Here is a 20,020-nt window from a genome sequence, read left to right on the forward strand (position 1 = left end):
ATCCATGCGCCGCGATACGTTGTTTAATTACCTAAAATCTACCCGAACGCGGCGATACGATGCAATTGAATTGTGTAATTTTACTACTAAACGATCACGTTTCGCTTCAGGATGCGACTGCTCACTTCAAGGGGATAAATGACCGTTTTGATGCGCGCTTCTTTACGGACTTTTTATGCTCGGTCGTGCTCAGATAGCGCTTTACCGCCTGCGAGCCGAGACCCGACATGCTCCTTTCACGCTTGAGCGATATCCGACGCTACGAGCTTGCCCGCCACTGGGCCCCTATTTTAAAGATCGTCGCGGTGCTATGGGTGATCCTTGCGCTGTTCATGTTACTGCCTTTGGTGGTGCTGCTTTTCGAGCGCGACCCGGACGCGCAAGCGTTTGCCTACGCGATGGTGATCGTGCTGGGGCTGGCCGGCGTCTCGCTCGGCATCACCCGGCGCATTCCCCTTGAGCTTAAACCCTGGCAAATGTTTGTGCTAACCGCGGCCAGCTGGGCAAGCGTGAGCCTTCTGGCGAGCCTGCCTTTGATTCTGGGCGCGCCGGCGCTCAGCTTCACCAACGCGGTGTTCGAGTCGGTCTCGGCGATCACCACCACCGGCTCCACGGTGATGGTGGGTATCGAGCACCTTTCCGACGGGCTCAAACTGTGGCGGGGTTTGATGCAGTGGCTGGGCGGCATCGGCATCATCGTCATGGGCATCGCCATCCTGCCGTTTTTGAAAGTCGGCGGCATGCGCCTTTTTCACACCGAATCCTCGGACTGGTCGGAGAAAGTGCTGCCGCGCACCGGCGGCATCGCCAAGGCGACCCTGTGTATCTACGTCACCCTGACGTTTGTGGCCATGGCCAGCTACTGGTTCGGCGGCATGCAGCCACTCGATGCCATCGTGCACGGCATGACGTCGCTTTCCACCGGCGGGTTCGCCAACTCCGACGCCTCCTTCGGGGCCTACGCCGAAAAGCCCTGGCTTTTGTGGCTGGCGAGTCTGTTCATGCTCAGTGGCGCGCTACCCTTCGTGCTCTATATCCGCTTTCTACGCACCTCACGCGCGGCCCTCTGGAAGGATCAACAGGTGCGCGGGCTCTTGAAGCTGCTGCTGGCGGCAATTGTGATACTCAGCGCCTGGCGGGTGCTCCAGGGCGACCCCTGGTTCGCCTCGCTGACCCACGTTACCTTCAACGTGATTTCGGTGGTCACGACCACCGGCTACGCATCGGACGACTATACGCTGTGGGGGGCGCTGCCCGTGGTGGCGTTTTTCTACCTGACCTTCGTCGGCGGCTGCAGCGGCTCGACCAGCGGCGGCATGAAGATGTTTCGCTTTCAGATCGCGCTATTGATGTTGAGAAACCAGCTGCGCTATCTAATTCACGCCAACGGCGTTTTCACCACGCGCTATAACGAGCAGCCGGTCACCAGCGAGATTTCGCGCGGGGTGGTCGCGTTCTCGTTTTTCTTCTTCATTACCGTGGCGCTGTTGGCGCTTTCGCTCTCCGCGCTGGGGCTCGACCTGGTCACCTCGTTGACCGGCGCGGCCACGGCGGTCGCCAACGTCGGCCCGGGCCTTGGCGATGTGATCGGCCCCGCCGGCAACTTCTACACCCTGCCCGCCGCGGCCAAGTGGCTCTTGTGCCTGGGCATGCTGATGGGACGCCTCGAGATCCTCACCGTCGTGGTGCTACTGACGCCTATGTTCTGGAAGCGCTAATTTGAAAACGTTAACCTGGCGACGTTAGCCTGAAATGCAGCCCTGAAACGCTAACGCGCCTCCACCTGCAAACGATAGCCAAGCCCCGCCTCGGTCTGAAGCAGAAACGGCGCCTGGGGGTCATCGCCGAGTTTCTGGCGTAGCCGGCTGACCACGATGCGCAGGTAGTGGGTGTCGTCGACGTGGGTCGGGCCCCACACTTCCTTGAGCAGTTGGCTCTGGGTGACGATACGCCCGGCGTAGCGGCACAGCCGCTCGATCACCGCGAACTCCTTGCGGGTCAGATGCACGAGTTCGCCGCGCAGGGTAACGCGGCGAAGCGCCAGGTCGATCTCGAGCTCATCGCGCCGATAATGACAGGCCAGGCGTTCGCCCCGGCCCTGCTGGGCCTGGCGCAATACCGCACGCACCCGGGCCAGAAGCTCCTGAATACCGAAGGGTTTGGTGACGTAGTCGTTGGCACCGTGATCGAGCGCCGTCACCTTGTCCTCTTCGCGCTCGCGCACCGATACCACGATGACCGGCACCGCACTTTGCTGGCGGATCGCCGACAGCACCTGCTGGCCGTCCATGTCGGGAAGCCCCAGATCCAGCAAAACGAGATCCACCGGACGGGTATAGACCGCCGCCAACGCCTGCTCGCCGCTGCCCGCCTCGATCACGTCATACCCTTGGGAGGCCAGGCTGATACGCAGAAACCGGCGAATCTGCTGCTCGTCGTCGACGATGAGAATGCATTCGCCTTGGGCCCCTTTCATCGCCTCTCCTGTTGTTGCATGGCTCACCTCAATAGATACAAATGATTGACCTTATCATTAACCCGCTGTTATGTTGATCAAGTCAACAAAAGGGTTAATCATGTACCGCCGCTATCTGGCCGACCCGCTGCAGCAGCTGACCCACGCCTACCGGGCGCACATGCGCCGCACCATCGAAGCCGCCGATATCGGCGTGCCCGCCGTTCACGTGCGGGCGCTCAAGGGCATTGCCGACGCCGCCCCGTGCACCGCCCAGGGGTTGGCCACGAGCCTGCGCCGCGACCGCGCCCAGATTACCCGTATGCTCAAGGATCTGCTCGACGCCGGCTTGATCGAAAAGCGCGACCACCCAAGCGACCGGCGAAGCCAGTGGCTCACATTGACCGCCCGCGGTGAAGCGATGCTTACGCAGGTACAGCGCCTGGAAGAAGCCGCCGCCGCGCGAATGACCGAGGGCCTGAGCGCGCGCGAGGTCGAAGACTTCATCCGCCTGGCCCGTCACATGGCCGAACGCCTCGACGCGTGACGCATTCAAGCGCTAGTAATTCCCTTTGCGTTCCGCCTGACCCTTCACCCTTCACTCTTCACTCCTCACCGCCCAGGAGACCCCCATGGCTCGCCCCGCTCCCCGTACCTTGAACGTCGTCGCCTCCACGCCGATTACCCCGCACATGCTGCGCATCACGCTCGGCGGCGCCAGCGTCGATCGTTTCCCCGCCGACCAGCAGAGCGCCTATATCAAACTCATTTTCGAGCATCCCGGCGAAGAGCGCCCCTTGATGCGAACCTACACCGTGCGCCAGCAGCGCGAGGACGAATTCGACGTCGACTTCGTGCTGCACGAACCCGCCGGCCCCGCCGCTCAGTGGGCTAAAAACGCGCGCCCGGGCGATCCCATTCTGATCGGCGGGCCGGGGCCGAAAAAGCTCGTCGACAACAGCGCCGACTGGTTTCTGATCGTCGGCGATATGACCGCCCTGCCCGCGGTCAGCGTCAATCTGGAACAGTTGCCCGACGACGCCAAGGGGTACGCCGTCATCGAGGTGCTCGACGAGCGCGACATTCAACCTCTCGACCGCCCCGCGGGCGTGGAGCTGCACTGGCTGGTCAACCCCCATCCCGGGCAAGCGAGCGTGCTGCTCGACCGGGTACGTGCGCTAACCTGGCTGCCGGGGCGCCCAAGCATCTGGGCCGCCTGCGAGTTCAGCGACATGCGCGCGCTACGCCAGCACTTCAAGAAAGAGCGCCAGGTCGAGCGCGGCGATCTGTATATCTCCAGCTACTGGAAACACGGCAGCAGCGAAGACCAGCACAAACGCGCCAAGAGCGACGACACCGCTGCTTACGAGGCCCAGCCATCGTGATCGAGCGCGTCGTCGGTGCGGGGCAGCGGTAGCGTGACGCGAATCCGCGTACCGCGCCCCTGCTCGCCGGGTAGCGCTTCGATGAACCCGCCGTGGGCGCCGATCATCCCCCGGCAGATGGCGAGCCCCAGGCCGCTGCCGTGGGCGCTGCGATCTCCGTCGCCGCCGCTATAGAACATATCGAACACCCGCTCGCGCAGCGCCGGGTCGATGCCCGGCCCCTCGTCAGCCACGGTGATCTGTAGCCGCTGTGTCCCGGCCTCATCGCTTCGGGCATCCTCGACCCGGGCATCAATGGTCAGCGCGCCGCCCTGGGGTGAGAAGCGCTGGGCGTTGTCGAGAATATTGACCAACGCCTGCTCGATCAGCGCCGGGTGCACGTATAAAAGCGGCAGCGCCGGTGGCCAGTTCTTGTGCACCACTACGTGCTTGAGCGACTGCGCCAGGCGCTTCAAGGCGGCGTTGGTTATGTCATCGAAGGCGGCCCAGTCGCGCTCGAGCTTGAGCGTACCGTGCCCCAGGCGCGTCATGTCCAGCAGGTTCTGAATGTAGCGGTTGAGCCGTTCGCTCTCGGTGAGAATACCGTCCAGCAGCTCGCGCTGGTCGGTCTCGTCGAGTTGCGCTTTTAGTTCGAGGAGCGAGCTCGCCGCACCAATGATCGATGAAAGCGGCGTGCGCAAATCGTGGGACACCGAGGCGAGTAGCGCCGAGCGCAGCCGCTCGTTCTCCTCGGAAACGCGCGTAGCACTCAACTCCGCCACCAGCCGCGTGCGCGCAAGCGCCATGCCTAGCTGGCGCACCAGGGTATCGATCAGCGCCTCATCGTCCAGGGTGAGCGGAGTTGCGCGTTCTGATAGCTTCATGGCCAGCATACCGACCCGCTCGCGATGTTCGATCAAGGGCACCAGGCGCCAGGCCTGCTGGCTCAGCGTCTGCGTGCCAAAGCCGCTGGCCTTGCCGTGCTGCCAGCTCCATACCGCCGCCTGGCGAGCGGCGGTATCCAGCCGCTCGAAGGCCGGCCAGGCGTGACTCACACTGGTCTCGGTCGCCGTTTCGGCCCGGTCGATGAAGGCCACCGGCACCTTGAAGCAGCCGACCAGGGTGTCCACGCCGATGCGCGCCACCTCGAAGGCGTCCGCTGCCGTCGAAAGCTTCTGAGCGTAGCGAAGCAGTAGCTGGGTCTGGTCGCGGCTGGCGCGCAGCTGCACCAGGCGCTGGCGAGCGCGTCCGGCCAGCTGCCCCACTACCGTCGCCACCAGCAGAAAGAAGATCACCGTTACCAGTTGGCCGCGCTGGCTTATGGCAAAGGTCATGCGCGGATCGGTAAAGAAGAAATTGAAGAGCAAAAACCCGACCACCGCGCTGAGCATGGCCATCGAAGTGCCCATCCAGGCAGCGCTGAACAGCACCGCCGAAAGAAACAGAAGCGACAGATTGGCAAGCTCAAGCCAGGGTTCGAGCAGTAGTGCCACTCCCAGCGCCGCCAGGGTGGTCAAAAGCGTCAGCGCCACTCGAGGCAGCGTCACGCCGGAGGGCCGTGGGCGACGGAGGCGCCGTCGCGAACGGCGGGTACGGGCGATGGCCACTACGTCGAACGCCTCGGCGTGATCGAGTAGGCGCTGCGCGAGCGGCCCTGGCCAGTGCCAGAACCGACGCGGCTCGGGCCGCCCTACCACCAGGGTGGTCGCGTTCATCGCCCGGGCGTGATCTAGTACGTCGCTCAAACCGCCGCCCCCCTTTAGCCGCAGCGTTTGCCCGCCCAGCCGCTGGGCCAGGCTGAACGCCTCCTCCACAGCCAAATGGCGCGCGGAAGAAAGCTGACCCTGGTCGACGAACACCACCTGCCAACTGGCCAGCCGCTTCTCCGCCAGCCGATGCGCGGCGCGCACCAGGGCGATATCCTCGTCACCGGCCTCGAGCACCACCAAAAGGCGCGGGCGCACCGGCCAGGGCCCCGCCTGGCCGCCGGCATCCATCGCCAGGCGCAAGTCGGCATCCACCCGCTCGGCCATGGTCTGGATCGCCAGCTCGCGCAGCGCATGGAGGTTGGAAACGTTGAAATAGCCCTCCATGGCAGCGCGGGCCTGCTCCGGCACGTAGACCTTGCCCCGGCGCAAACGCTCGAGCAGCTCTTGCGGCGTCAAATCGACCAGCGATACGTCGCGGGCGCGCTCGATCAGCGTATCCGGCACGGTCTCGCGCATGCGCACGCCGGTGATGCGGGCAACGTCATCGTTGAGGCTTTCCAGGTGCTGGACGTTGACCGTGGTCCAGACATCGATGCCCGCGTCGAGCAGCTCCTCGATATCCTGGTAGCGCCTGGGGTGGCGGCTACCGGGAATGTTGCGGTGCGCCAGCTCGTCGACCAGCAGAATGTCCGGCCGTCGCGCTAGTGCGGCGTCGATATCGAACTCGTGAAAAGCTTGGTCGCGATAGGCCAGTGGCGCCAACGCCAGCCGCTCGAGCCCGTCGCAAAGCGCCTCGGTATCGCGGCGACCGTGGGACTCGACCACCCCGATGACCACGTCCTCGCCCTCCTCGGCGCGCTCCTTGGCCATGCGCAGCATGGTGAAGGTCTTGCCAACGCCAGGGGCGGCCCCCAAAAATACGCGCAAACAGCCGCGCGCCTCTCGGCGCGCGGCATGTAGCAGGGTATCGGGATCCGGGCGTCGATCCGACGAATACATGGGTCACTCCATCGCGGTTGAAGGAGGCGGGAAGCGCTCGTCGAGGCGGGCATTCAGCACCAGCACGTTGACCACCGGCGAGCCGAGCCAGCCGGTATGCTCGAGGGATTCATCCACCAGCGCCATGACGCTAGCTTCCTCGATTCCGCGCGCACGCGCCACCCTGGCCACCTGGATATCCGCCGCTGCGGGCGAGATGTGCGGATCGATGCCCGACCCCGAGGCGGTAATCAGATCCAGCGGCACGCGATCGAGACTCACCCCCTCTCGGGCGGCCACGGCAGCAGTATCAGCGCTTGCACGCTCGAAAAGCGCAGGGCTATCCGGCGCCAAGTTAGAGCCTGCGGCCCCGGCCGCGTCGTTACCCGCCGCTGTTGGCCTGCCAATGAAATACGTCTGGCCGAAGAAGGTTTGCGCCACCAGGCGCGAACCAATGACGCGCCCATCCTCGGCATGGATAAGGCTACCTTTGGCCTGGTCGGGAAACAGCGCCCCGCCAAGCCAGGTGATGGCGAGCGGGTAGGCAAGACCCAGCAGTACGGCCATGACCAGCATGAAGCGCAGCGCCTGAGCCCAGGGGGCATACTTCGCCATTGACTCGTTGGATGAGTGGGCTGTTTGCATCTCGTTTCTCCTCAAAATGGAACGGCGTCGCGGCGTCACACAAACGGCGCAATCAAGGTGTCGAAAAGCTTGATCATGGGAAATGGCAGCAAGAGCCCGCCTACCCCGTAGATCAACAAGTTGCGACGCAGAAGCTCGGTTGCCGACGCCGCCTTGACCGATACCCCGCGCAGAGCAAAGGGGATCAAGGCGGGGATGATCAGTGCGTTGAAGACGACCGCCGCGAGTACGGCGCTGGTCGGCGAGTGCAGGTTCATCACATCGAGCATGCCAAGCGCCGGTACGCTCGCGGCGAACAGCGCCGGTAGAATGACGAAGTATTTGGCCACGTCGTTGGCAAGCGAAAAGGTGGTCAAGGCACCGCGAGTGACCAGCAGCTGCTTGCCGATCTCGACGGCGCTGATCAGCTTGCCGGGGTCGGAATCGAGATCGACCATGTTGGCCGCTTCCCGCGCCGCCTGGGTGCCCGAGTTCATGGCCAAGCCCAGATCCGCCTGAGCGAGCGCCGGGGCATCGTTGGTGCCATCGCCCACCATCGCCACCAGCCGCCCGCTGGCCTGCTCCTCGCGAATCAGCGCCAGCTTGCGCTCCGGCGTTGCCTCGGCGATGTAGTCGTCCACCCCGGCCGTGGCGGCAATGGCCGAGGCGGTGATCGGGTTGTCGCCGGTGATCATCACCGTCTTGATACCCAAAGCCCGCAGCTCGGCAAACTTCTCGGCAATGCCCTCCTTGATCACGTCGGAAAGCGCAATCACGCCCAGCAGCGTCTGGCCTTCGGCCACCGCAATCGGCGTTGCACCATCGCGGGAGATACGCGCGACCAGCGCATCGAAATCCCCCGGCACCACGCCGCCCTGGGCCGCGACCCAGGCCGCCATGGCGTTGGGCGCGCCTTTGCGCAGCTGCTTACCGCTAGTCAAGTCGACGCCTGACAGCCGCGTTTCGGCACTGAAGGCGATAAAGGTCGCACCATCGGCCTCTTCGCTAAGCTGCACGTCGACGCCCCTGGCGCTGGCAAGTGCGACGATCGAACGCCCCTCCGGCGTGGGGTCTTCGAGCGAGGAAAGAAAGGCGACATCGCGCAGAGACTCGAAGCGTACGCGCTGGCAGGCAGTAAATTCGGTGGCCCGACGATCGCCAAGGGTGATGGTGCCGGTCTTGTCGAGCAGCAGGGTATCGATGCTGCCAGCAATCTCCACCGCCTTGCCCGACTTGGCCACCAGGTTGGCGCGCATCGCCCGCGACATACCGGCGATACCGATGGCAGGCAGAAGCCCGCCGATGGTGGTGGGAATCAAGCAGATCAAGAGCGCCACCAGCATGACCGTGGAGGTCTCGACGCCAACGAAACTCGCCATTGGCACCAGCGTGACCACGACCAGCAGGAACACCAGCGTAAGCATGGCAAGCAGGACCGACAGCGCCAGCTCCGATGGCGTTTTCTGGCGGCTCGCCCCCTCCACCAGCGCAATCATGCGATCCAGAAGCGACTCGCCGGGGTTGGCGCTGACCTCGATCACCAGCGTATCGCTGAGCACTTTGGTGCCTGCGCTCACGCCGCTGTTATCGGTGCCCGCTTCGCGCAGCACGGGAGCCGACTCGCCGGTTACCGCCGACTCGTTGATCGAGGCCGCTCCCTTGACGATATCGCCGTCGGCGGGAATCAGCTCCCCGGCCTCGACCTGCACCCGGTCGCCCCGCCTGAGCTCAGTGGCCGCGACGTTTTCGAGCTGGCCATCGGCCCTCAAACGGCGTGCCGTGAGGGCACTTTTGGTCTGCCGCAGCGCGCCCGCCTGGGCCTTGCCACGCGACTCTGCCAGCGCCTCGGCACCGGTGGCAAAAAGCAGCGTTGCCAGGAGTAACAGCGCGATCGTCAGCGCAAAGCCGCCCCCTTCTCCCTCGGAAAAGCCGATAGGCGTCATCAGAAAGCAGACCAGCGTGCCGATGGCTACGACCATCATCACCGGATTGCGCGCCAGCTGGGTCGGCGCCAACCCTTTCACGGCCTGGCCCAGGAGGTTGAATTCTATTTTCGACATCTCGTTTTTCTCCTAAAAACCTGTGCCGCTGGTAACGGCTTCGCCGATCGGCCCGAGCACCAGCGCGGGCAAGAATCCCAACAGGTTGACGATCACGATGACGCCTGCAGTCAATCCCATGAAGGCGGCGCTATCCATCGCCAATGTGCCTCGGCCACTTGGCGCGCTGCGCTTGGTGACAAGCCAACCGGCAACGGCCAGCGGTACCAGCATGGGCACAAAGCGGCCAATCAGAAGCGCCACAACACAGGCCAGGTTCCACCAGGGCGTATCATCCCCCAGGCCTTCGAAGCCCGAGCCGTTATTGGCGAATGCCGAGGTGAACTCATAAAGCACCTGGGAAAGGCCGTGGAAGCCCGCGTTAGAGGTCTGCGAAAGACCAGGCAGCACCACGGTGAGCGCCGTCAGCCCCAGAATCACCAGCGGTTGGGCGAGGATGGCCAGCGAAATCCAGCGCATCTCACGGGTTTCCAACGGCTTACCGAAGAGCTCCGGCGCGCGCCCCACCATGAGCGAGCCGATGAACGCCGCCAGCATCAGGTAGAGCAGAAAACCGATCAGCCCCACGCCGATACCGCCGAAGGTCACGTTCACGAACATGTCCATCAGCAGCATCATGCCGCCCAGGGGGTTGAAGCTATCGTGCATGGCGTTGACCGACCCGTTGGAGGTTTGGGTCGTCCAGCTGCCCCACAGCGCCGAAAGATCGGTGCCAAAACGCAGCTCCTTGCCCTCCAGGTTGCCCTGAAGCCCCGCATCGGTTTGATAGAGCCCGGTAAGGGCCGCGTTGGGCATCCGTTCGGACATCACCACGACCGATGTGGACACCAGCGAAAAGGCCAGCATGACCGCACCGATACCCACCATAAGGCGGCGCCGGTTGGCGATCAGCGCGACTGCGACCAGTAGCGCCACGGGGATCAGCATGATGGAAGCCGTTTCGATCACGTTGGCAAGCGGCGTCGGGTTCTCCAGCGGCACGCTCGAGTTGGGCCCGAACCAGCCCCCGCCGTTGGTGCCCAGCTGCTTGATCGCGACCATGGAAGCGACCGGGCCCAGGGGCACGCTCTGTACGCCCTCGACCTGCGGATCGAGCGGCTCGATCTGGTGCGCCGCCTGATAGCTCGCGGGCACGCCCTGCCAGGTCAACATCAGCGCCACGACCGCCGCCAGCGGCAGCAGTACGCGCACCACCAGCCGGGTCATGTCGTGGTAGTAGTTGCCCACCCCCGGCGCGCCATCGGCACGCTTTTTCAGCAGCGTTCGTGCAATGGCTATGAGCACCGCCGCCCCTGTGGCAGGGGTGACGAACTGAAGTGTCACGATGGCCAGCGTCTGGCTCAGGTGCGAAAGCTGCGACTGTCCCGAGTAGTGCTGTTGGTTGGTATTGGTCGCGAACGAGACCGCCGTGTGCAGCGCGGTATCCCAGGCCATGCCGGGAATGGCATCCGGGTTGAGCGGCAACAGGCCCTGGCCCATGAACAAAAGCCAGGCAAAAACGATCAGGGCACCGTGGAGCTTCACAATCGCCATCGCGTAGGCCTGCCAGCTCATGGCGTGGTCAGGGCGGAGCCCGCTCAAGCGGTAAATCGGCGTTTCGATAACCCCGAACAGCTTATCCAGTCGCCCCCGCCGCTCCCCCACCGCGTTGGCGATATAGGCGCCCAGCGGCACGGCCAGAAGCGCCACCACGGCGTAGATCGCGATCATGTCGTTCATGGCGATCTCCTAGAACCGTTCCGGGTGAACGAGGGCGTAGAATAGATACGCGCCGGTGCCCAGGGCGATAAGTAGTAACAGCAGATTCATTGCGTGCTTCCTCTTGATAGACGTCCGTAGGGACAGAGAAAGCGTAGGGAGGCAGGGCGTAAAAATTCGATGGCGATTTCGCCACCTGGCGTCAAGAAAGCGTAAAAAAACGGCCCCGAGGGGCCGTCGCATGCGTATCGTCGAATCAAGTGACGAGCAAGGCGTTAGATCTCCACCGCCCGGCCGATGTACTCGATTGGCCCGGTGGGAAGCCCGGTGGGCGAGCCGGTGTCGTTCTCGAGTGTGAGTTCGAAAAGCTGGTTGTTCTCGAGCGGCGGCAGCTCGTCGAGGTTCAAGCGGATCGGCTCGCCGGGTTCCACGAGCCCCAGCGATACCGGCCGCTGCCAGTCGTCCGCCTTGGTCCAGAACTCCAGCGCCTTGCCCTCGGGCACTTGGAACCTGCCGAGCGGAATCAGCTCGATCTGGCGGCGGTTGGCGGCCTGCACCACCCAGCCGGCGGACTGGCTTTGCGGGGCGAGCAGCACCACCATGTACTCGGGAGTGGCCGGGCCCGCCGGGCGCATCAAAAGCAGTGCGGCCATAATGACGCTCGCGGCGAGCCCCAGCCCTGCAGCGGCGCGCCAGACGCCGAGGCGCTGCCAGACACTCGTGCGAGGCGCATGGGGGCGCGATTGCCCCAGGCTGCGCTCGATGCGCGGCCACAAAAAATCGCTGGGGGGAAGCGGCTCGGTCAGCGCGTTGTAGGGAAAGAAACGCTCTTCCCAGGCGCTGACCGCGCGAGCGAGCTCCGGGTCGCGCGCCAGGCGCGCCTCGAAGGCCTGGCGCTCTGAAAAGGGCAGCGTGCCCAGCACGTACTCGCCGGCCAGGGCGTGCTTGTCATCGTGTTCATGGGTGTCGGTCATGCCAAACACTCCCGTAAACGCACCAGGCTTCGCTTGATCCAGGCTTTCACCGTGCCCAGCGGCGCGCCGGTGTGGGCGGCGATCTCGGCGTGACTCAGGCCGTTGACATAGGCCTGGAGCACGCAGGTTCGCCGCTCGGCCTCGAGCTCTTTCAGGCAGTCATCCATCCGCTGGCCGGTTTGCCAATCGAACGCCTCGAAGGTTTGGCCTTCCGGGCGCGTGGTGTCTTGCTGCTCGAGCTCGTCCGGCTCAAACGCTGAATCCGGCATCCGCTCGCGGCGGCGGATCGCGTTCAACGCCAGGTGCCGCGCGATGCTGAAAATCCAAGTGCGGGCCGCCCCACGTTCGTTATCGAAGGTCGCGGCGCGCTGCCAGATATTGAGAAAGGCGTCGTGGACGATATCCTCGGCCATACCCCGGTCCTTGACGATACGTTGCACCACGCCGAGCATCCGTGAGCCTTCCTGGCGGTAAAGCGCGTGCAGGGCATCGTGCTCGCCCCGGGCACAGCGTGCCAGCGTATCGTCGTAGTCGAATTCGGTGCTGTGATTGGACACCCGCATGCTCCCTCGTGGCGCGCCGGCTCGTGATGGCGCAGAGGTAGCATAACGAGGAAGGGCCCGCTTAACGAGCCCTTCATTCAACTGTGGCGGGGAGAGCCTCTCCCCCACCACGCTGCCTTGATTTCTACTGCGAGCGGATTACTCGGCCATGTAGAAGTTGTAGTCCGCCTGGTAAGTGACGATGGCAATAGCGCCTTCGTGGTCGGCATCACAGCCCATGCTCGGGGCCACGCCGCCTTCGGTGTTCATGCGTTGAATGTAGCTCACGCCGGTCATGGCGCCTTCACCTTCCGCCGGGTTGGCTTCGACCAGCTGAAGCGGGATGTTGCCTTCACCGTTATCGGCGGTAGCAAGCTGGGTACCGGTCACCTTGGAGCCGTCCATCGCTTCCCAGGTAGCGGGCGGGCCATAGTAGCTGCCGACCTGGTTGCCGTCGCTATCGTTGAGTGCAGCGCTCGGGCCCTTGAAGACCCAAGCGACTTCGCCGGAATCGTTGGTTTCACACATGTACTTGATGGTGCCCACGCCCACGGTTTCGAGCGCGACGGCATGGCCATCCGGGACTTGAACGTCGTCTGACGATTGCGCCAGCGCCGCATGACTGAAGGTTGCCATCAAAGCTGTTGCCAGGGTCGCACGCGTTAGATGTTGAATACTCATTTCAGTCTCCTTAAACGGGTTGTGATCAACCGCTTCTTCCTCGGCGGCTGTAATGGGGATACACCCGAGCCCATCGATTGGATGCACCTTTTTTCGAATTTTTTTAAGATTCTTCAAGGAAGCCTCTTTTTTTTGGCTTTCTGGTCACCGGCGAAGCTTCACTTTTATAGTCAAAACAGCGCCTTGACCGAATAACGAGCGCGCCGTCAAGTCAACGTCATCAAGCCCCGGTACTCTTGATGCGTTACCCACCCTGCCCTTCGATCTCAGGAGCCCTTGAATGCCTTTATCCTCCCCTGAACTGACCCTGACACGCCGCAGGTTTCTGGGCGGTTTGGCCGCATCGACCTCGTTGATCATGCTGCACCCTTTCGCCGCCCACGCCTCCCCCCGCCAGGCGCACCTGCGGCTGATGGAAACCACCGACATCCACGTAAGCGTTCTGCCCTACGACTACTACGCCGACCAGCCCAACGACACCCTCGGGCTTGCCCGCACCGCCTCGCTCATCGACGCGGTGCGCGCGGAGTCCACCAACGCGATGCTGATCGACAACGGTGACTTTTTGCAGGGCAACCCGATGGGCGACTACATCGCCTACGAGCGCGGCATGCGCGAAGGCGACCGCCATCCGGTCATCAACGCCATGAACGTGCTGAATTACGACATCGGCACCCTGGGTAATCACGAGTTCAACTACGGTCTGGATTTCATGTTCAAGGTGCTGGGCGGCGCCAACTTCCCCTACGTTTGCGCCAATCTGACCAAAGGGGCGCTGGCGAGCGACCCGCGCAACGACGACCTTTTCCTGCGCCCCTATATGATCAAGGAGAAGACGATCATCGACGGCGCCGGCAACCCGGATACCGTCAAGGTAGGCTTCATCGGCTTCGTGCCGCCCCAGGTCATGGTGTGGGACGAAAAACATCTGGCCGGGCAAGCCAACACCCGTGACATCGTCGAGGCGGCCAATGCCTGGGTGCCGGTGATGAAAGAAGAAGGCGCCGACATCATCGTGGCGCTCTCCCACTCGGGCATCGATGGCGCTACCCGGACCGAGCGGATGGAGAACGCTTCGCTCTATCTTGCCGGCGTCGAGGGGATCGACGCCATCTTTACCGGCCACCAGCACCTGGTCTTTCCCGGGCCGACGGACTTTCAGGGAATCGAAGGGGTCGACCCGCAGCGCGGCACGCTGATGGGCAAGCCCGCGGTCATGGCAGGGTTCTGGGGATCGCACATGGGCCTGATCGACCTGCTGCTCGAGCGCGACGGCGGCGGCTGGCGCATCGTCGATTTCACCACCGAAGCGCGGCCGATCTACCACCGCAACGAAAGCCGCGAGGTCGTGGCCGACGCGGCCTCTACGGCCGCCGTGGCGGCGTCGGTCGAGGAGGATCACCAGGCGACGCTTGAGTACATTCGCACGCCGGTCGGGCGCAGCGCGGCGCCGCTTCACTCCTACTTCGCGCTGGTGGCGGACGACCCCTCGGTCCAGCTGGTCGCCAACGCCCAGATCTGGTACATCCAGCAGATGCTCAAGAGCGGCGAGTACGCGGATCTGCCGGTGCTGTCTGCCGCCGCGCCGTTCAAGACCGGCGGCCGGGGTGGCCCTACCTACTACACCGACGTGCCGGCCGGGGATCTGGCCATCAAGCACGTAGCGGATCTGTATCTTTACCCCAACACCATTCGCGCCGTGGCGATCAGCGGCGCCCAGGTGCGCGAGTGGCTCGAGATGTCCGCCGGCATGTTCCAGCAGGTGCCGGAAGGCGCCATGGACGCGCCGCTGCTCAATAACGACTTTCCCTCCTACAACTTCGACGTAATCGACGGCGTGAGCTATCGCATCGATCTTTCCCAGCCGTCGCGCTACACCGCCGAGGGCGAGCTCGCCCACCCCGACGCACACCGGATCGTCGACCTGGCGTTCGAGGGCGCCCCGATCGACCCCACACAGACCTTCGTGGTGGCCACCAACAACTACCGGGCCGGCGGCGGCGGCAACTTCCCGGGCATCGACGCCGACGTGGTCATCTTCGTCGGCCCGGACACCAACCGCGACATCATCGTGCGCTACATCGTCGAACAGGGAACCGTCGACCCGGCGGCCGACTTCAACTGGTCCTTCAAGCCGATGCCGGGCACCACGGCAGTGTTCGAAACCGGACCAAAGGCGGTCGAGCATCTGGTGGATCTTGACGCGAGCATTCGCATCGAAGCCGCCGGTGACGGCGACAACGGCTTTGCCCGCTACCGCCTCGCGCTGTAACCCCTTCGGACACCGGGCCTACAAAAAAGAGGCGCGGCACTCAAAGCGCCACGCCTCTTTTGCTACCGCCGTGCACTTTTGATACCGCGGTTCAATAAGGCCCGAGACCGCGTCTCGGGCGGCACGCTTACTGCGCTGCTTTATGCATGGCAAGTGCGGTATCGAGCATCCTTACTGCGCTGCTTTATGCATGGCAAGTGCGGTATCGAGCATCCGGTTGGAGAAGCCCCACTCGTTGTCGTACCAGGCCATGATCTTCACCAGCCGGCCGTTGACCCGGGTGTGGTTGGCGTCGAAGGTCGAGGAGTGGGCATCGTGGTTGAAGTCGATCGATACTAGCGGCTGAGCGTTGACCGCGAGCACTTTAGAGCTTGCTGCGGCCTTCTCGACGATCTCGTTGATCTCTTCCTTTGAGGTATCCCGCGAGGCGGTAAACGTCAGATCGACCAGAGAGACGTTGATCACCGGCACCCGCACTGCCAGGCCATCGAGCTTGCCATCGAGCTCCGGCAGCACCAGGCCCACCGCCGCCGCCGCGCCGGTTTTGGTCGGAATCATCGAGTGGGTGGCGCTGCGCGCGCGGTACGGGTCCGAGTGGTAAACGTCCGACAGATTCTGGTCGTTGGTGTAGGCGTGAACGGTGGTCATCAGCCCGTTTTCGATACCGACGGCGTCGTTGAGCGCCTTTGCTACCGGCGCCAGGCAGTTGGTGGTGCAGGAAGCGTTGGAGACCACGGTGTGATCGGCGGTGAGCGTTTCGTCGTTGACCCCGTAAACGATGGTGGCGTCGGCATCCGGGCTTGGCGCCGAGATCAGTACGCGGCGTGCGCCAGCCTCGATGTGCTTGGCGGCCGCGTCGCGCTTGGAGAAAAGCCCGGTGCACTCCATCACCAGCTCCACTCCCAGCGCTTTCCAGGGGAGATTGGCCGGGTCGCGCTCAGAGGAGATCGCGATGCGATCGCCGTCCACGGTGATGCTCTTTTCATCGTGTTCGACGGAAAACGGGAAGTGGCCGTGAACGGTATCGTGGCGCAGCAGGTGGGCGTTGAGCGACGCCTCGCCCAAATCGTTGATCGCTACGACTTCGAAGCGGTCACGGTAGCCATTTTCATACAGTGCGCGCAGCACGTTGCGGCCGATACGACCAAAACCGTTGATGGCGATTTTAATGCTCATGGGGCACCTCGTTTGGCTGATTAAAACGTGCGTGAAACCGGGCGATATCGAACACCGCTCTTCAAGTGGCGAAACGCCGATTAGTAAAAAAATTACACAATCATGTCAATATGACCATTTTCCACCCTGAGAAACCTTAATTCAGCGCCTCAAGGTAGGCTCAATCCGAATATGTAGTAAAATTACTATAAAAAGAGTACCCTGGTCCAACTCTTAATCGCGGACCAGAACCGCACCCCCGTTTGAACGATGCGCCGCTTTGGCGCCTTGAAAGGAGACGCCTCGATGAGCCAACACGCCAGTGCCCCTCCCCTGCGCCGAACCAAGATCGTGGCCACACTCGGCCCCGCCAGCGACCGCCCCGGCGTGCTCGAGGCGATGATCAAGGCCGGGGTCGACGTGGTGCGGCTCAACTTCTCCCACGGCTCGAAAGAGGATCACCAGCGACGCCTGGAAGACGTGCGTGACATCGCGGCGCGGCTCAACAAGAGCGTGGCGGCGCTGGGCGACCTGCAGGGCCCGAAGATTCGCATCGCCCGCTTTGCCGATGGCCCGGTAACGTTAAAGGTAGGCGATACCTTCGTTCTCGACATGGCGCTGGATAGCCAGAGTGGAAGCGTCGAGCGCGTGGGCTGCGACTACAAGGCGCTGATCGACGACGTCGCCCCCGGCGACCGGCTGCTGCTCGACGACGGCCGCGTGGTGCTCGACGTGACCGCCATCAAAGGGCAGCAGGTGCATACCCGGGTGCACGTAGGCGGCAAGCTTTCCAACAACAAGGGCATCAACAAACAGGGCGGCGGGCTTTCCGCCCCGGCACTCACCGAGAAGGACAAGGAAGATCTCAAGACCGCTGTGGCGATCGGCGTCGACTATTTAGCGGTATCGTTTCCCCGCAGCGCCGCCGACATGCAGGAAGCCCGCACGCTGCTCGGCGAAGAAGGCCGCGAGATCGGCCTGGTCGCCAAGCTCGAGCGCGCCGAGGCGGTAGCCGACGATGCGACGCTCGACGCGATCATCGAAGCGAGTGAGGCGGTCATGGTCGCCCGCGGTGATCTCGGTGTGGAGATTGGCGATGAGGCGCTGATCGGCACGCAAAAGCGCATCATCAAGCACGCCCGCACGCTCAATCGGGCGGTGATCACCGCCACCCAAATGATGGAGTCGATGATCGAGTCCCCGCTGCCCACCCGGGCCGAGGTGTTCGACGTCGCCAACGCCGTGCTCGACGCCACCGACGCGGTGATGCTCTCCGCCGAAACCGCCGCCGGCGAGTTCCCGGTTGAAACCGTCGAGGCGATGGCGCGGGTGTGTCTCGGCGCCGAGCGCGAGCGTATCGCCCAGTCCTCCGGCCACCGCATTCATGAAGGCTTCGAGCGTATCGACGAGACCATCGCGCTCTCGGCGATGTACGCCGCCAACCATCTGGCCGGCGTGCGCGCCATCGCCTGCATGACCTCGACCGGCTATACGCCCCTGATCGCCTCGCGCATCCGCTCGGCGCTACCCATCGTGGGGCTTGCCCACAGCCCCATCGCCCAGCGGCGCATGGCGCTCTACCGCGGTGTGGTATCGATTCCCTTCGACACCACCCACATGGCGGCCGACCAGGTCAACCGCGAGGCGCTGGCGCTGCTCGAAAGCCACGGATTGGCGCGCGCTGGCGAGCATGTCATTCTTACCCGCGGCGATCACATGAACGCCCACGGCGGCACCAATACGATGAAGGTGCTGAAGCTTTAGTTAATGATGCATTGGTTAACAAGGCCAAGCCACGCCCGCTCGCGGCGCAAGCAAAAAAACACAATAACCGAGTCAAAAGGAGTGCCCCATGCTCGATGCGCGCCCACCCCGCCAGGCCTCGCGCCGGCTTGCCGCTAGAAAGCGCATTGCGCTGATCGCCCACGACGGCAAGAAAAGCGAGCTGCTCGAATGGGCGACGCGCTGGCAGCAAACCCTTTGCGAGCACACGCTGATGGGCACCGGCACCACCGCCGGGCGGCTCAAAAAGGCGCTCGGCCTGGAGGTCGAGCCCTTGATGAGCGGCCCGCTCGGCGGCGACCAGCAGATCGGCGCGCGGCTGGCCGAGCAGCGCCTGGACGTACTGATCTTTTTCTGGGACCCCTTCGCCCCGCAGCCCCACGACCCGGACGTAAAAGCGCTTCTGCGCCTGGCCGCGCTCTGGAACGTGCCGGTCGCCTGCAACGCCGCCAGCGCCGATTTCATGCTCTCTTCGCGCTACATCAATGAAGAGTACGCGATGATGATCCCCGACGCCGAGGCCTGGGCCCAGGGACGCACGACGAATACGCCCTGAGCCCATGGACAGCGCGCCGCATTAAAACCGTTCAGTCAGGCTTGATGACGGGTTGTGGGAGGGAGCTTCAGCTCGCGACACCATTGTTCGAAGGTTCCTAACGGGCACTCAGTGGCGGGTACGCAGCACTCTAGGCACCACCTGCAGACCCGTGACGCCGCCGCCACCGATGGCCTCCAGCGCGCAGGCGAGCGTGCGCTGCGCTATCTGCTCGACGTCCTGGGCCACGGTGTTCACCGGCTGGGGAAGAAAATCGAGCAGCCGATGATCGCCGAAGGTGGCCAGGCGCAGCCCGCGCGGCAGGCCGCCGCGGGCCTGAAAGCAGTCGAACACGCCCTCCATCAGCGTATAGGAAGCGGTCACCACCGCATCGATCGCGGCGTCCTCCCGGTAGAGGCTTTCCATCATCGCCCTGCCCTCGCTGCGCTCGTAGCGGCCTGCGCTCAGCACGCGTGGCTGAACGTGCTCGCCAAGCGCCTCCTCGAACCCGGCGCGCCGCTCGCGGCTGATCGAAAGCCCCGGCATCGCCTCGATCCAGGCCACCCGGCGCGTGGCGTCATCGAGTATCGAGCGAGTAAGCGCGCGGGCCGCCTCGAAGTCGTCGCTCACCACGCTTGCAAAGCGCGAGGCACAAAGCCCCCGGTCGACTCCGACGATGCGCAGGCCGGACTCGGCCAGCTCGACGTAAAGCGGGTCGCTCTGCTCGAGGCAGCTGGCGGTGATCAGCACGTCGCAGCGCTGGGCGCGTAGCGACAGCGCCAGGCTGCGCTCACTTTCGGCGCAGTCGTCGGAGCTCACTACCAGCAGCTGATAGCCCTTCTCCCGTGCGCCGCGCTCCAGCCGCTTGGCCAGGCGCGCGTAGCTTGAGTTCTCCAGGTCCGGCACGATCAGCCCGATCAGCCGACTCGCACCGCGCCTCAGCGCCGCCGCCTGAGGGTCGATGTGGTAGCGGTGCTCGCGCACTACCGCCATGACCCGCTCGATGGTGGCCTGGCTGATACGGCGCTGCTCGGCCTGGCCGTTGATCACGTAGCTGGCGGTGGTTCGCGAAACGCCGGCGAGCCGGGCGATGTCGGCAAGTGTCATGTGGTGTCAACTCCTCGCGTTGAGCCGCCGAGTGTATCAGCGCCTTGACTCGGCCCCCACCAAAGTCTAAAAACACACCCCTTG

The 20,020-nt window shown here is 63.9% G+C and carries 17 protein-coding genes; 6 read left to right on the forward strand and 11 right to left on the reverse strand.

What is annotated here, in order from left to right; genetic code table 11:
- Positions 1–227 precede the first annotated feature (227 nt).
- On the forward strand, positions 228–1,718 hold the full coding sequence (locus ACGK9R_RS10420) for a TrkH family potassium uptake protein (protein WP_394580923.1): 1,491 nt from the start codon (positions 228–230) through the stop codon (positions 1,716–1,718).
- Between the two features lie 50 nt (positions 1,719–1,768).
- Here ACGK9R_RS10420 and ACGK9R_RS10425 read toward each other — a convergent pair whose 3' ends face one another.
- Positions 1,769–2,476 (reverse strand): response regulator, encoded by a 708-nt coding sequence (locus ACGK9R_RS10425; protein WP_394580925.1) that lies wholly within the window; start codon positions 2,474–2,476, stop codon positions 1,769–1,771.
- 100 nt (positions 2,477–2,576) lie between these two features.
- Here ACGK9R_RS10425 and ACGK9R_RS10430 point away from each other — a divergent pair, with 100 nt between their 5' ends.
- Both ACGK9R_RS10430 and ACGK9R_RS10435 read left to right on the forward strand, forming a co-directional pair.
- Positions 2,577–3,002 (forward strand): MarR family winged helix-turn-helix transcriptional regulator, encoded by a 426-nt coding sequence (locus ACGK9R_RS10430; RefSeq protein ID WP_394580927.1) that lies wholly within the window; start codon positions 2,577–2,579, stop codon positions 3,000–3,002.
- An 85-nt stretch (positions 3,003–3,087) separates the two neighbouring features.
- Positions 3,088–3,840 carry a siderophore-interacting protein gene (locus tag ACGK9R_RS10435; RefSeq protein WP_394580929.1) on the forward strand — a complete coding sequence of 251 codons (753 nt, stop codon included), beginning with the start codon at positions 3,088–3,090 and terminating at the stop codon, positions 3,838–3,840.
- On the opposite strand, the gene ACGK9R_RS10440 is transcribed toward ACGK9R_RS10435, so the two are convergent.
- The 8 genes from ACGK9R_RS10440 to ACGK9R_RS10475 all read right to left on the reverse strand — a co-directional run bounded on the left by ACGK9R_RS10440 (position 3,819) and on the right by ACGK9R_RS10475 (position 13,085).
- Positions 3,819–6,527 (reverse strand): DUF4118 domain-containing protein, encoded by a 2,709-nt coding sequence (locus ACGK9R_RS10440; RefSeq protein ID WP_394580931.1) that lies wholly within the window; start codon positions 6,525–6,527, stop codon positions 3,819–3,821. The two genes, ACGK9R_RS10435 and ACGK9R_RS10440, sit on opposite strands and share 22 nt — an antisense overlap.
- Before the next feature lie 3 nt (positions 6,528–6,530).
- Positions 6,531–7,151: a potassium-transporting ATPase subunit KdpC gene (gene kdpC / locus ACGK9R_RS10445; RefSeq protein ID WP_394580933.1), complete on the reverse strand. Its 621-nt coding sequence runs from the start codon at positions 7,149–7,151 to the stop codon at positions 6,531–6,533.
- A 35-nt stretch (positions 7,152–7,186) separates the two neighbouring features.
- A complete protein-coding gene (kdpB, locus tag ACGK9R_RS10450) occupies positions 7,187–9,190 on the reverse strand; it encodes a potassium-transporting ATPase subunit KdpB (RefSeq protein WP_394580936.1) in 2,004 nt (667 codons plus the stop codon).
- A gap of 12 nt (positions 9,191–9,202) precedes the next feature.
- Positions 9,203–10,909 carry a potassium-transporting ATPase subunit KdpA gene (gene kdpA, locus ACGK9R_RS10455; RefSeq protein WP_394580938.1) on the reverse strand — a complete coding sequence of 569 codons (1,707 nt, stop codon included), beginning with the start codon at positions 10,907–10,909 and terminating at the stop codon, positions 9,203–9,205.
- A 9-nt stretch (positions 10,910–10,918) separates the two neighbouring features.
- Positions 10,919–11,131 carry a potassium-transporting ATPase subunit F gene (locus ACGK9R_RS10460; protein WP_394580940.1) on the reverse strand — a complete coding sequence of 71 codons (213 nt, stop codon included), beginning with the start codon at positions 11,129–11,131 and terminating at the stop codon, positions 10,919–10,921.
- A gap of 32 nt (positions 11,132–11,163) precedes the next feature.
- The gene (locus ACGK9R_RS10465; RefSeq protein WP_394580942.1) at positions 11,164–11,862 is read right to left on the reverse strand and encodes an anti-sigma factor domain-containing protein; all 699 of its coding nucleotides are present in this window, start codon (positions 11,860–11,862) and stop codon (positions 11,164–11,166) included.
- Positions 11,859–12,419 (reverse strand): sigma-70 family RNA polymerase sigma factor, encoded by a 561-nt coding sequence (locus ACGK9R_RS10470; protein ID WP_394580944.1) that lies wholly within the window; start codon positions 12,417–12,419, stop codon positions 11,859–11,861. Before ACGK9R_RS10470 ends, ACGK9R_RS10465 begins: the two co-directional genes overlap by 4 nt.
- A gap of 144 nt (positions 12,420–12,563) precedes the next feature.
- Complete coding sequence (locus tag ACGK9R_RS10475) at positions 12,564–13,085, reverse strand: DUF3455 domain-containing protein (protein WP_394580946.1); 522 nt, start codon at positions 13,083–13,085, stop codon at positions 12,564–12,566.
- Positions 13,086–13,365: 280 nt separating this feature from the next.
- Here ACGK9R_RS10475 and ACGK9R_RS10480 point away from each other — a divergent pair, with 280 nt between their 5' ends.
- Positions 13,366–15,357, forward strand: coding sequence for a bifunctional 2',3'-cyclic-nucleotide 2'-phosphodiesterase/3'-nucleotidase (locus tag ACGK9R_RS10480; protein ID WP_394580948.1), 1,992 nt, complete (start codon positions 13,366–13,368; stop codon positions 15,355–15,357).
- A gap of 171 nt (positions 15,358–15,528) precedes the next feature.
- On the opposite strand, the gene gap is transcribed toward ACGK9R_RS10480, so the two are convergent.
- Positions 15,529–16,533, reverse strand: a complete 1,005-nt coding sequence (gene gap / locus ACGK9R_RS10485) for a type I glyceraldehyde-3-phosphate dehydrogenase (protein ID WP_394580951.1) — start codon at positions 16,531–16,533, stop codon at positions 15,529–15,531.
- Between the two features lie 285 nt (positions 16,534–16,818).
- Here gap and pyk point away from each other — a divergent pair, with 285 nt between their 5' ends.
- Positions 16,819–18,276, forward strand: a complete 1,458-nt coding sequence (gene pyk, locus ACGK9R_RS10490) for a pyruvate kinase (RefSeq protein ID WP_394580953.1) — start codon at positions 16,819–16,821, stop codon at positions 18,274–18,276.
- Positions 18,277–18,364: 88 nt separating this feature from the next.
- A complete protein-coding gene (locus ACGK9R_RS10495; RefSeq protein WP_394580955.1) occupies positions 18,365–18,850 on the forward strand; it encodes a methylglyoxal synthase in 486 nt (161 codons plus the stop codon).
- Between the two features lie 108 nt (positions 18,851–18,958).
- Here the strand turns inward: ACGK9R_RS10495 and cra are convergent, their stop codons facing one another.
- Positions 18,959–19,936 carry a catabolite repressor/activator gene (gene cra, locus ACGK9R_RS10500; RefSeq protein WP_394580957.1) on the reverse strand — a complete coding sequence of 326 codons (978 nt, stop codon included), beginning with the start codon at positions 19,934–19,936 and terminating at the stop codon, positions 18,959–18,961.
- Positions 19,937–20,020: the final 84 nt, after the last annotated feature.

The sequence above is a fragment of the Halomonas sp. HNIBRBA4712 genome, from assembly GCF_043558675.1.
Classification (GTDB): Bacteria; Pseudomonadota; Gammaproteobacteria; order Pseudomonadales; family Halomonadaceae; genus Vreelandella.